The following is a 12,976-nucleotide window of genomic DNA, read 5'->3' on the forward strand; positions in this document are numbered from 1 at the left end:
GGCTACTCGCGCCCAATGGGTGCGAGCCGGCCTTTCGTGAGCAACAACAGATCGGCGGGGGCGAGCGCGATCTCGAGCCCCCGACGACCGGCGCTCACATGAATGCGTGGGTGGGCCTGCGCGCTGTCGTCCAACACGAGCGGCAGTGATTTCTTCTGGGCGAGCGGACTGATGCCGCCCACGATGTATCCCGTGGCGCGCTCGGCGGCGGCCTGTTCCGCCATCTTCGCCTTGCGGCCGCCCACGGCGTCGGCCATGGCCTTGAGATCGAGCATGCCCTGGACGGGCACCACGGCGCAGCAAAGCCCCACACCCTCCACATCCACCACCAGTGTCTTGAACACGGTACGCGGGTCGAGGCCGAGCACTTCGGCGGCTTCCTTGCCGTAGGATTCGGCCGACGGGTCGTGCGTGTAGCTCAGCACCTCGTGCGCCACCTTGGCCTTGCGGGCGAGCAGAATGGCGGGCGTCATGTGGCCTGGTGGCGCGGGGGATGTGCGGCGGTCGGCATACGCTTTCAGCTTAGCGGCTAGATTCCGGGTGTGTCCACACCACCACCTGTCGCTCCGCGCCGCATCCTGCTGGTCGATGCCGATGCGTTCTTCGTGGCTGTTGCGCGCCAGGAAGATCCTGAGGGCGCGGGCAAGGCGACGTTGCTGATCGTGGGCGGGCGTCCAGGCTCGCGCGGCGTGGTGTGCAGTGCGTCCTATGAATGCCGGGCCTACGGTGTGCGCTCGGCGATGCCCATCGCGCGGGCCCTCAAGCTGTGCCCTCAGGCGATGTGCGTGCCGGTGCCGCGTGGCGTGTGTGGGACGCGCAGCCGCGAGATTCAGGCTGTGCTGGCGCAGTTCGCGCCGGTGGTGCAGCCCTCGAGTATCGACGAGTGGTACTGCGACCTCGGAGGCACTGAAGCCTTGTACGGCCACGAACCACTCGAAGAGACCGCACAACGCATGCGGCAAGCCGTCTTTGCCGCCACGGGCCTCTGGGTGTCGATCGGCGCTGGTACCTCTCGGTTGGTCGCCAAGATGGCCGTGGAAGTCGCCAAGCCGAAGCCGGGCACCGGTGCCACGGGTGTGCGCTGTGTCGCGCCTGGCCAGGAGGAGGAGTTCCTGCGTCGGTTCAAGCTGGCGGACCTCCCCATGGTGGGACCGCGCTTCGCGACAAAACTCGAGCGCATGGGCCTCGAGACCGTGGAGCAGGCGCAACGCTGGTCCGAAGAGGCGTTGGCGCACCGTCTGGGAGAGCGTGCCGGGCCCTGGCTGGCGCGTCGCATCCGCGGGCAGGACGAAAGCATCGTGCGTCCACGCGACCGACAGAAGCAGGTCAGCCGCGAGACCACCTTTGGGCGCAATCTGCATGAGGACGACGTAGTGGAACGCGAGCTGTTGCGGCTGGCCGTGCGCGTGAGCGCCGACCTGCGGCGGCAAGCCCTCAAGGCCCGCACGGTCACGGTCAAACTGCGCGACGGCGACTTCCGCACCCGTTCGGCTCAGCGGACGCTGTCCGGGTTCATCGAGTCGGAACGCTCGGTGGTTCGGGCCGCCAAGCCCCTCCTCCTCCAGATGCGGAAGACCCGGCGCGCGCCGGTGCGCCTGCTGGGTATCGCCCTGTCGCACTTCGAGGACGACGACGAACCCCGTCCAGCGGTCCAGTTGGGCCTGTTCCCGGCGGCGTTCAAGGGGCCCGGCGCCAAGAGCACCGGCACCGCCCCGCAGGAGCCCCAGGACGACCCACAGGAGACCGCGCGCGACCGAGCCCTGGTCCTGGCCCTCGATCGGATCCGCGGGCGTTACGGGGCCGATGCCATCGTCCCGGCGCGGCTGGTGGACCAGTCACGGGATACCGGACCGAGGGTGGAAGAATGACTCGCCTCCGTGTAATTTCTGCGCTGAGTATCTCCGGCGTCCTGCCGGCCAGATCACGAGCCTCATTCCCGGGGCTCATCCATTCGCTGCCCACGCGCCGCCGTTTCTCAGGCGCGCTTTCCGTCAGGGTGTCTTCATGAGTGCCTCGTACGATCCGAACAAGCAGGGTTGGGGTGCAGCCGTCGTCACGTGCGTGTTCACGGGTGCGCTGCTCTTCGGAGCCTGGACGATCCACAAGAACACCTACCGCCATCCGCGCGACCCGATGGCGCAGCAGGTCTATCACGAGCGTGACGCCGCCAAGCACGGCGCCGCTGCCAGCCATGACGCGCCGGCCGGTGAGCACGCCGCTCCCGCCGCCGAACATGGTGCCGAACAGCCGGCCGCGGCCAAGCACTGAGCGGTCCTGCCACATGCACAACGCGCCGTGTCCTTCGGGGACACGGCGCGTTGTTGTTTTTCATCGGGCCAGGAGCGGGATCAGACCAGTGGCAATGTGAACCAGAACTCGCTGCCCTGCCCCAACTCGCTCACCACGCCGATTGTGCCGCCATGGGCTTCCACGATGCCTTTGGCGATGAACAATCCCAGCCCCGAGCCCGCGCGCAGCAAGCGCGGCGCCTGCCAGTAGCGCTCGAACAGTCGCGGCACATCCTCGGGCGCCACGCCCGGGCCGGTGTCGCGCACCGCAATGCGCAGCATATCGTCTTCACGGCGTGCCGTCAGTGAGATGGACCCACCACGCGGCGTGAAGCGCACCGCGTTGCCCAGCAGGTTGGACAGCACCTGCCCCACACGATGTCGATCGGCCTTCACCAACGGGGCGTCGTCGTCGAAGTCGCGATTGAATGCCAGTGCCGCATCTTCGACAACAGGCTCGAAGACATCAGCCGCCTCCTTGAGCATCTCACTCGCCGGCACCGGTCGCCGTTCCACGCGCAGACGTCCGGCCGAGATGCGCGACACGTCCTGCAGGTCCTGAATCAGACCGTCCACCTGACGCGCCGCACCACGAATGGCTTCCACTTCTTCGCGTCCCATGATGCCCGCGTCTTCTGCACCGGCAGGCACCTCGCGCGAGAGCACCGCGCCGGTGAGCATCACCACCGCGTTCACCGGATTGCGCAGGTCGTGCGACACGATGGCGAGCATCTCGTCGCGCTCGCGCACCGCGCGCCGCGACTCCTGATACAGCCGGGCATTTTCGAGCGCGAGGGCAGCCAGACCCGCAAACTGATCGGCCACATGCACCTCTTCTCGGGCATGTGATGCACCGGCACGTGTGCGCACCAAATGCAACGCGCCAATTGCCCGGCCACCGGCGCGCAGGGGCACCAGCAGCACCGCACTCGCCCCCAGCGCCTCTGCTCGCGCACGCGACGCCGCATCGGGGAAGTTGGCATCGAGCCACGCCGAGATGTCGGTGATGCGCTGCGCTTCGGATTCGTGTGCCACACGCAGGGCGCTGGTGGACGGCAGATCCGACGAGGACTGTTCTTCCCCGCGGGCGACCAGCGCAGAGGTGTCTTCATGCCGCTGCGGATCGACATGGGTGGCCGCAGCGCGCCGAATAAAGCCGTCTGGCGTGAGCAGCTCGAGCAGGCTCCATTCACCAAGCAGCGGCACCGGCAACTCGGCGATAGTGGCCATCGTCGATTCCACATCGAGCGATGCGGCCAGCACCCAGCCCGCCGTGGCAAGCAGCTTCTGTCGCTCCTCGGTGCGACGACGCTCGCTCACATCGCGCAGCATCACCATGAACGTGCGTTCGCCGTCGATGGTCACCCGCGAAATGGACGCTTCGGCGGGGAACTGTTCGCCGTTCTTGCGCAGGCCGGCAATCTCCCGACGATCGGCCATCGTGCGGGCATCGCTCGATCCCTCGGCGAAGGTGCGCACATGCCCACGATGGACCGCGCGCGATGCCATCGGCAGCAGGCGATCCAGCGGTTGCCCCAGCATGTCCCGCTCTCCCCAGCCGAAAATCTGCTCCGCACCGCGATTGAAGCGGACGATACGAAACGAATCGTCGAGAGCGATGATCGCGTCGGCGGCAATGTTGACAATCGCAGCCAGTGCCGCGTGAGAGTGTCTATCGGGCATGATCGAGAATATTGCTCCGCATTGACGAAGGGCAGCCTGATATCGCGTCGTCACCGACACACAGCGTGGCTTGCATGCAGCGACTATCACAACGACAGGGCAATCCCGGAGAGGGGTATCGGGATTCCAAGTCTGCAAGTCTTTGCGAACAAACGTCTTGCAAACTCTTACGCGCGACCGAGACCGTCACACCCGAATGACTGTATCGGGTATAAAAGTTGCTCAACCATAATGGCATTTCAGCAACACTCAGGGAAGTCAGCTCGGGAGAGCACCATGTTCAAGCGGATCGCGATGGCGATGGCGATGGCCGTCCTGCTGCCGTCAGCGGGTCAGGCCCAGGTCAATTGCGCGGGTACGTCGGGGGGCGCGTTTTACGCTTCCAGCTTCAATTGGGGAACCGGCATCTCGTATGTCGATTGTTACGGCGCAGTCTCCGGCAACGACAACGGCAATCAGACGGCAACCATCAATTCGGTCTGGAGCAGCTACGGCACCTTCTCGTTGCTTGGCAGCTCCGATGGTTCTGGCAATGGCCCGTTCACGTCGCTCGACGGATCACCGCTCGGATTCGACAGCCCACTCTCCGGGTACTTCGCACTCACGCTCAAGCAGGCCAGCTATTTCAGCGTGTACCTGCTGTTCGCGAATACGCCTGTGACCTCGGTGAACTGGGACAGCCGCGGTGTCGCCTCCAATGGCGGCACACAGGACCCGGACAAGCTCTCACACGCAGTGCTGTATTCGACACCGCAGTCCACTACGGTTCCGGAACCCACGTCGTACTCGCTGATCGTGGCAGGGCTCGCGTCGCTGGCGTTTGTCTCCCGCCGCCGTCGCGCGAAAGGCTGATCAACCATCGTGAATGTCAAACGAGCCGCTCCTGCGATGCAGGGGCGGCTCGTTTCGCATTCTGTCCTTGCCGATCAATCAGGCCGATCGCAGCAGCAACGTGTCGGCGACGCACACCCGGTCGCGGCCGTTCTGCTTGGCCTTGTACAACGCCTTGTCGGCGCGGGCCAACCACTCACCCGGTTCCTCGTGCATTTCGAGCTGGGCCACACCCACCGACGCGCCGATCGAGAATTCCATGGCCGGATGCGGCGCCGGCATGGCCGCCAGCTGTTCCTGCAGGCGACGCGCCAGCGTCTGCGCCATCTTCCAATCGGTGTTGTGCAGGATGGCTGCGAATTCATCGCCGCCGAAGCGGCACAAGACATCCGACTGACGCAGGAACACCCGCCCCAGCGCGCTGGCCAACGTCTGAATGGCCTGATCGCCCGCCTGGTGACCGTACATGTCGTTCACGAGCTTGAGCTTGTCCAGGTCGATCATGAGCAGCACGACAGGCTGACGACCCAGCGAGAACATCTGCACCGCGCGCGGCGCCATCATGTCGAACAGCTTACGATTGCCGAGGCCCGTGAGCGGATCGGTGGTGCTTTCCTTGCGCGCTTCTTCCAGCTGCCGGCCCAGACGGTCGAGGCGCGTGGCCAGCGACACGTACTGCTCCTGCTGCTGTTCGCGGCGCGTCTGCAGCGCGGACTCGATGGCCAGTACAGCGCCCAGCACTTCGGTCTTGATCGTGCCGGTCTGCATGCGCTTGAGCGCCGTCTTGGCGCGCTCCATCTGATCGTCCGTCGTGGAGTCGGCAGTGTGATCCACCTTCACGGCGTTGTGCACCGTTTCCACGCAGGCCCACAGGGCTTCACGCAATTCGGAGATGGACGCATCGACATAGCGATGCTCTTCGCGGCGCTGCTCGGTCACAGCACGCACCACACCGTCCCAGTCGCGATCCCCGATCCCTACCGACCCCTGTCCGTTCCCTTCCTGCAGCGCGTAGCCCAGCGTCGCATGGCGATGCCAGAGTCCGAACTCGCGGGAGCTCTCCTCCCCCGATCGTTCCGGCAGGTCGATGGGATAGCGCGCCAAGGCGGTCAACATGCCGCCGAGCGCGTCGAGGACGAGTCCGAGGCTGTCTTCCGCCGACTTCGTTGATGACGCCACGACGATCTCCGCCTGATTCCCGGCGGCACCGGGAACGGCCTTCAACACGGTATTGCCGGTCGCGCCGTTCGAACTTCCTCGTTCGGACACAGGGCGAGGCTCGGACAGGAGCTTCTTGAAGAACATGATCAGGGTGTGAGGATGTTCTTAGTGATCGGCACCACTTGCTCCCAAGTTGAGTGCTCCGCCACGGATCGTCATCACAACGTTACGTGGCGGGCCCTCACCGTCATGCCCCTGCCGGGTTCTCTCAGAACTCGGCTGCCTCGAACGCCATGATCGGCGCCGCACCGGACTGAATCGCCCCGAGCAACGTCGCCGTCTCCGGAAGGACGCGCGAGAAGTAAAAACGTGCCGTCTTGAGCTTGGCCTCGTGAAAACGCCGATCGCCCGAGCCGCTGGCCAGCTTTGCACCGGACACGGTGGCCATGCGCAACCACTGCCAACCCACGGCGACGTAGCCCATCAGGTGCAGATACTCCGTGGCCGCCGCACCCACTTCATCGGGATTCGCGAACCCGCGTTCCGCCAGCAGCATCGTGGCCTTCTGCAACTGATAGAGGCTCGCGCCCAACGCCTTGGCGGCGTCTTCCAGGCCATCCACCGAAGCGGCGGCGTCGACGTCCGCCTTCACGATCTCGAAGAAACGCCGCACGAGACGCCCGCCTTCCATAGGCAGTTTGCGACCCACCAGGTCAAGCGCCTGCACGGCGTTGGTGCCTTCATAGATCTGCGCGATGCGTGCATCACGCACGTACTGCTCGATGCCGTATTCCTTGATGTAGCCGTGACCACCCAGCGTCTGCAGCGCGATGTTCGTGTTGTCGAAGCCCTTGTCGGTGAGGAATGCCTTGATGACCGGTGTCATGAGCTGCACCATGTCGGCCGCATCCTGACGTACCGCTGCATCGGCATGACGATGCTCGAGATCGATGCGGATGCCCACCCAATACGCCAGCGAACGCATGCCTTCGTTGAGCGACTTGATGCGCAACAATCCCTTGCGCACGTCGGGGTGCACGAGAATCGGATCGGCCACGCCGCCGGCGTTCTTCGGGCCGGCGAGTGAACGGCCCTGCAGGCGCTCCTTCGCGTAAGCGAGCGCATTTTGGTAGGCCACTTCCGACAGGCCCAGCCCCTGCAGCCCCACCGCGAGTCGCGCGCTGTTCATCATGACGAACATCGCCCGCATGCCCTTGTGTGCTTCGCCGACCATCCAGCCCGTGGCATTGTCGAAGTCGAGCACGCAGGTGGCCGACGCCTTGATCCCCATCTTGTGCTCGACGCTGCCGCAGGTCACGCCGTTGCGTGCACCGATGCCACCATCGGGCGTGGGCAGAAACTTGGGCACCAGGAACAGCGAAATACCCTTCGTGCCGCTCGGCGCATCGGGCAGTCGCGCCAGGACGAGGTGCACGATGTTCTCGGTGAGGTCGTGCTCACCCGCTGAAATGAAGATCTTCTGGCCGGTGATGGCGTACGTGCCATCGGCGGACGGTACAGCCTTCGTGGTGATGATGCCGAGGTCGGTGCCGGCGTGTGCTTCGGTGAGGCACATCGTGCCACCCCACGAACCGTCAATAAGCTTTGGCAGAAAACGCTGCTTGAGCTCCTCGGACCCGTGACTCATCAGGGCGCTGTAGGCGCCGTGGGAGAGCCCCGGATACATGCTGAAGGAGAGGTTGGCCGAACAGAGCATCTCCTCCATCACGAACCGTGTCATCTCCGGCAGCCCCTGGCCGCCGTAGTTGGCATCGGCTGCGACGGCGGTCCAGCCATCGCCCGCATACCGCGTGTAGGCTTCCTTGAAACCGGCCGGCGTCCGCACCGCCCCGTTCTCCAGGTGCACCCCCTCCGCGTCACCGCTCTGATTGATGGGGAACAGCACCTCCTCACAGAACGTCGCGCCCCCAGCCAGGACCTCATCGATCATCTCCGGGGTCGCGTCTTCGAACCCTGGCAGCGCTGCGAGCTGGCCGATGTCATGGACGTCGTGGAGCAGGAATCGGATATCGTCGAGCGGGGCCTTGTAGGCGGGCATGGGGCGCGGTCTCCTGGCGGGGTGTCATTACACGGGCTGCTTGGAACCTGCGCCCGCCTCGGGCCGTCGGCAAGGGTTATTTGCGACGGAACCGTCATGTTTTTCCCGACCCCCCGTGGTCACCGTGCACCATGCCGCCGTCTCCGGGTAGAATGAAAGAGTGCCGCATCCGGGTGTGATGCCGCACGCGGATCTTCCCTTGGGGTGGAGCAGGCATGAAGCAGTTCTTCACGGGCGTCGCCGCCGCGCTGACCGCTAATCTCGTCACGGTCGCGTTGGGCGTCGTCCTGTTGATTGTGATCGCAGTGGGCTTTGCGGCTTCGGCCGGTACCCGCACGACGACAGAGGTGCGCCAGGGATCGGTGCTCGTGATTGACCTCGAGCAGCCGCTGTCCGACCAGGCCGCGCGCAGCGAAACGCGGGGATTGTTCGACGAGGCCCTCACCACGGGCGTGTCGCCGCTCCCGCTTCGCTCGGCGACCGTGGCCATTCGTGCCGCCGCAGATGATGACCGCATCAGCGGCATCCTGCTGCGTGGCGTCGTGACGAGTGATGGCGTTTCATCGGGATATGCCGCGTTGCGCGAACTGCGCGCGGCGATCGACGAGTTCAAGGCCTCGAAGAAGCCGGTGCTGGCCTATCTCGTGACGCCTGACGTGCGCACCTACTACGTGGCATCGGTCGCCGATTCGATCACGCTCGATCCGTTCGGCTCCCTGCTCTTCCCGGGACTCGCCTCGGAACAGGTCTTTCTCTCGGGCCTGTTCGAGAAATACGGGATCGGTGTGCAGGTGAGTCGCGTGGGGCGTTTCAAGGCGGCGGTGGAGCCCTTCACGCGCACCGACATGAGCCCCGAAAACCGCATGCAGGTGGTCGGCTATCTGGGTGATCTGTGGGGTGAGGTGAAGCGTGGTGTGGCGGAGGATCGTGAGGTGGACACGCTGGCACTGCAGGTCGCAGCGGACACTCATGGCATTCTCCTGCCGGCTGACGCGCAGGCGGCAAAGCTGGTGGATCGTATCGGCTACTTCGATACCGTGCTTGACGACCTGCAGCGCATGGCCAATACGGCGTCAGGTGACAGCGCCCAGGAGCGTGATTCCACGGGTGCGTCGACGCGCGATTCGGAGATCACCGCGTTGCTGGATCGCCCGCGGCTGCCGCAGATCACGCTCGACGCGTACGCACCACTCGCCATGGCCAAGCTTCGCATGCCCACGGCCAGTCAGGTGGTGGCGGTGGTGTACGCACAGGGCGATATCGTCGACGGAGAAGGTGGCGAAGGTCAGGTGGGCGGTGAGGCACTCGCCCGTGAGCTGCGCAAGGTGCGCAACGATGCCAAGGTGAAGTCGGTGGTGCTGCGCGTGAACAGTCCCGGTGGCAGCGTGATCGCCTCGGAGCGTATCCAGCGTGAGCTCTCGCTGATCAACGCGAAGAAGCCTGTGGTCGTCTCGATGGGATCGCTGGCGGCGAGTGGTGGCTATTGGATCAGCACGGCGTCGCGCCGGATTTTTGCCGAACCCAACACCATCACCGGATCGATCGGTGTATTTGCCATCGTGCCGAACGTGAAGGGCCTGGCCAACAAACACGGGGTAACGTTCGACACGGTGAAGACCGGACGCTACGCGGACATCTTCACACTCTCGCGGCCGCGAACGGATGCCGAGCTGGCGGTGCTGCAGCGCGGTACGGACGCCGTGTATGACGCGTTCATCGATCGTGTGGCTCAGGCACGCAACCTGCCCGTCGATTCTGTGCGCGCCATCGCGGAAGGGCGCGTGTGGTCCGGGACGCAGGCGTTGCGCCTGGGACTCGTCGATTCGCTGGGCGGGCTCGATGTGGCGTTGCGCACAGCGGCGCACCTGGCCCGCATCACGGGCGATTATGATGTGCGGGAGTATCCGCGCGTAAAAACCGCCACCGAGCGATTCACCGAGTTCTTCGAAGGTTCGCCGGCGCCGGTGGCCGCGCGCGTTTCCAAGGCGGTCACCGACCTGTCCTCGCAGGGAGCAGCGGGCGAACTGGCGCGTGATGTCGTGCGTGAGCTGTCGCTGCTGTCGTCGTACAACGATCCGCGCGGGCTGTACGCGCGTTTGCCTTTCATTCTCCGCATCCGGTAGCATCTCACTGATGTCCGTTCGTTTCATGTCGTTCCGTTCACTTCGCTCCGCTGCTGCGCTCCCGCATCTGTTGCTCGCGAGCGCCGCGTGGTTTGCGCCAGTTGTCACGTACGCCCAAGCCAAGCCCACAAAGCCGGCCGAGAAGCCCGCACCCGCCAAGACCACCAAGCCGGCTTCGCCGTCCGACAGCGGCAAGGCGTATCCCACGGGTGGCACTTCAGCGGCGGCGCGCGCACTCGCCGGCAAGCCCACGCCTGTGTGGCCCGTACCAGGGCCGCCGCCGCTCCCCGGCAGCATCCTGCCGGCCAAGCGCATCGTGGCGTACTACGGCAATCCGTTCTCCAAGCGCATGGGCGCGCTGGGCGAGTATCCCAAGGACGAAATGCTGTCCCGACTCGATCGCGAGGTCGCGGCCTGGAATCGCGCCGATCCATCCACACCCGTGGTTCCGGCTCTACACCTGATCACCACCGTTGCGCAGGGTGACTCGGGCAAGGACGGGCGCTATCGTATGCGGCACAGCGATGCGCTCTCCGAGAAGGTGTACGGGTGGGCCAAGGAACGAAACGCGCTGCTCTTCCTCGATGTGCAGGTGGGGCTCAGCACCATCCAGCAGGAACTGCCACGTCTCGAAGCGTTTCTTTCGCGCCCTGATGTGCACCTCGGCATCGATCCCGAATTCTCGATGAAGGACGGCACGCGCCCAGGCAAGAAGATCGGCACCTACGACGCCGCCGATGTGAACTGGGCGATCGATCAGCTCGCGCGCATTGTGACGGAAAAGAAGCTCCCGCCCAAGATTCTCGTGGTGCATCGCTTCACACGGCCCATGCTCACCAACGCCGACAAGATCAAGCGTGACCCGCGGGTGCAGGTGGTGATTCACATGGACGGCTGGGGCCCGCCGAGCCTCAAGCGCGACTCATACGCGGCGTATGTATACGCCGAGCCGGTGCAGTTCACGGGGTTCAAGCTGTTCTACAAGAACGACATCAAGTACGGCGGCCCGATGATGACACCCGCGCAGTTGCTCGCGCTCACGCCCAAGCCGCTCTACATCCAGTACCAGTAGGCGACGCAGCAGCAGGTACAACGGCGCTGGTCACTCCCAACGCAGTTGCATGGTGAGCGTCACGCGGCGCGGCAATCCGGGCTCGAAGTAGCGGTTGCGCGTCGCGTTCACCACCAGCGAGCTGGCATAGCGCCGATCGAACAGATTGTCGATGCCGATGGTGGGGGCGATGCGCGCCCGACCCAGGCCTCCATGTGCCACACGCGGCACCTCGATACCGGCGCGCAGGTTCCACACTGCGTAGCCCGACGCGATCACCGTGCCCGCATCGGTCGCACTCGCGTTCGATGCAGCGGTGAGCTCCATCGTGCTCCACAGCCCCGCCGCACGCGCCGTGACGAAGGATTGCACGTAGTGTTCCGGCACTCCGGGAATCGCTTTCCCGGCGTACGACGTGGTGCCTACGTCGTACCGATCGAAGCGGAAGCGCGACAATGTGTACGCCGTGCCCACGTCGACGTGACGCCCCGCGACCCGCACACTCGTCTCCGCGCCCCGGCGCGAGGTGCGCCCTGCGTTCCGAAACGCCCGGCGACCGGGCTGGTTGGGCACATCAAACGGCACCAGCTCGTCGAGTACCGTCGCCTGAAACACCGAGGCTTCGAGCCGCACGCGACCAGCGAGGAGGCCCTGCGTGCCCAGCTCCACCGTGCGCGTGCGCTGCGGGTCGAGATTGGTGTTGAGTCCCGCCGCGCCGTCTTCCTGATTGGTCAGTTCGGTGACTGTGGGCGTTTCGAATGCCGATGACAGGTTGGCGTACACGCTCCACAACGGACGCGCGCGCCAGGTGATGCCCAACATCGGACTGGCCGCACGTAGTGAACGATCACCCGAGTCATCGGCACTCGTGGAGGTGATGAAGCGATCGCGCACGCGGAACTGTACCGCGTCCACGCGCATCGCCGCACTCAGATACAGGCCGTGCGGGGCTTCGAGCTCCACGCGGGCGTAGCTGCCCACGCTGCCGGCCCGCTCCTGCTGATCGAGCCGCACCGCTCCTCGCTCCACACCACGGGCGGGGCAGCGCGCGGACAGCGGCGCCGATGCGGCGAGATCCGCGCAATTCTCGTAGTTGTAGCGATCATCCACCTGCCGCTGCGCATCCACACCGGCGCCCAGTCGCAGAGGCCACGGCCATGACGTCGTGCGCCACGTGCCATGCAGGCTGCCCCCCAGCACCGCGCGATCGACGGCCACAATCGCAAACGGCAGCGGGTTGTCGAGCGTGCGCGTCCCGGCGAAGACCGCGCCGCGCAGGTTGCCCTGCCCCATCTCGCGTTCGGCGATGAGCGCGACCTGCGTCTGCTGCGCCGCCTTACGCGACTGCTTGGTGATGTTGAGTGAGTCGGGCAACCGCGGGTCACGCGAGAGTTCGGCCGCCGTGAGTGCCCCCGTATTCTCCGCGCGAGGCGCCTCGTAGCGCGTGCCCTGCAATTCCACCGCCGTGCCACGAATGGTGGCCATGCCCCGCACAAACGCACTTGTGGCATCGAGCCGCGACCATTCACGCGGCCCGTTGCCGCGGGTGCGCGTGAAAGCGCCCAACCACTGTGCGTCGCGCCAGTTGCCTTCCCGATCGTTCGAGCGCCCCGACAGGGTCACGTTGGCGCGTTGCACACCCCCACCATCCCAGACGCGAGCTTCGGCGCCGAACGGGGCCGCCACCGCCTGGCGGGTGCGCATGTCGATCACGCCACCAGCCGCATTGCCATACAAAGCGGCCGCGGTACCCCGGACGATATCGATGCGATCAATGGTC

10 protein-coding genes are annotated in these 12,976 nt (G+C 65.4%); 5 read left to right on the plus strand and 5 right to left on the minus strand.

All coding sequences use genetic code 11. The features are described 5' to 3' along the window. Positions 1-2: 2 nt before the first annotated feature. Entirely contained in the window at positions 3-473 is a 471-nt protein-coding gene (ybaK, locus tag VGE27_RS16255) for a Cys-tRNA(Pro) deacylase (RefSeq protein WP_331050726.1), read from the minus strand. Between the two features lie 69 nt (positions 474-542). Here ybaK and VGE27_RS16260 point away from each other — a divergent pair, with 69 nt between their 5' ends. Beyond that, a complete protein-coding gene (locus tag VGE27_RS16260; RefSeq protein WP_331050727.1) occupies positions 543-1,868 on the plus strand; it encodes a DNA polymerase IV in 1,326 nt (441 codons plus the stop codon). Positions 1,869-2,004: 136 nt separating this feature from the next. After that, positions 2,005-2,268 (plus strand): hypothetical protein, encoded by a 264-nt coding sequence (locus tag VGE27_RS16265; RefSeq protein ID WP_331050728.1) that lies wholly within the window; start codon positions 2,005-2,007, stop codon positions 2,266-2,268. A gap of 80 nt (positions 2,269-2,348) precedes the next feature. On the opposite strand, the gene VGE27_RS16270 is transcribed toward VGE27_RS16265, so the two are convergent. Continuing rightward, positions 2,349-3,971: an ATP-binding protein gene (locus tag VGE27_RS16270; protein ID WP_331050729.1), complete on the minus strand. Its 1,623-nt coding sequence runs from the start codon at positions 3,969-3,971 to the stop codon at positions 2,349-2,351. Positions 3,972-4,247: 276 nt separating this feature from the next. Between VGE27_RS16270 and VGE27_RS16275 the strand changes: the two genes are divergently transcribed. Beyond that, positions 4,248-4,823, plus strand: a complete 576-nt coding sequence (locus VGE27_RS16275; RefSeq protein ID WP_331050730.1) for a PEP-CTERM sorting domain-containing protein — start codon at positions 4,248-4,250, stop codon at positions 4,821-4,823. Between the two features lie 78 nt (positions 4,824-4,901). On the opposite strand, the gene VGE27_RS16280 is transcribed toward VGE27_RS16275, so the two are convergent. Continuing rightward, entirely contained in the window at positions 4,902-6,071 is a 1,170-nt protein-coding gene (locus VGE27_RS16280; protein WP_331050731.1) for a GGDEF domain-containing protein, read from the minus strand. A 160-nt stretch (positions 6,072-6,231) separates the two neighbouring features. After that, positions 6,232-8,022, minus strand: coding sequence for an acyl-CoA dehydrogenase C-terminal domain-containing protein (locus VGE27_RS16285; RefSeq protein WP_331050732.1), 1,791 nt, complete (start codon positions 8,020-8,022; stop codon positions 6,232-6,234). Between the two features lie 215 nt (positions 8,023-8,237). On the opposite strand from VGE27_RS16285, the gene sppA reads away from it, so the two are divergent. Together sppA and VGE27_RS16295 are read left to right on the plus strand one after the other, a co-directional pair. Continuing rightward, the gene (gene sppA / locus VGE27_RS16290) at positions 8,238-10,145 is read left to right on the plus strand and encodes a signal peptide peptidase SppA (protein WP_331050733.1); all 1,908 of its coding nucleotides are present in this window, start codon (positions 8,238-8,240) and stop codon (positions 10,143-10,145) included. 10 nt (positions 10,146-10,155) lie between these two features. After that, the gene (locus VGE27_RS16295; RefSeq protein WP_331050734.1) at positions 10,156-11,217 is read left to right on the plus strand and encodes a hypothetical protein; all 1,062 of its coding nucleotides are present in this window, start codon (positions 10,156-10,158) and stop codon (positions 11,215-11,217) included. A 30-nt stretch (positions 11,218-11,247) separates the two neighbouring features. Here VGE27_RS16295 and VGE27_RS16300 read toward each other — a convergent pair. Then, positions 11,248-12,976, minus strand: a 1,729-nt coding sequence (locus tag VGE27_RS16300) for a TonB-dependent receptor domain-containing protein (RefSeq protein ID WP_331050735.1), incomplete at its 5' end; no start/stop codon positions are given.

Source organism: Gemmatimonas sp., assembly GCF_036405635.1.
In the GTDB taxonomy this organism is placed as follows: domain Bacteria; phylum Gemmatimonadota; class Gemmatimonadetes; order Gemmatimonadales; family Gemmatimonadaceae; genus Gemmatimonas.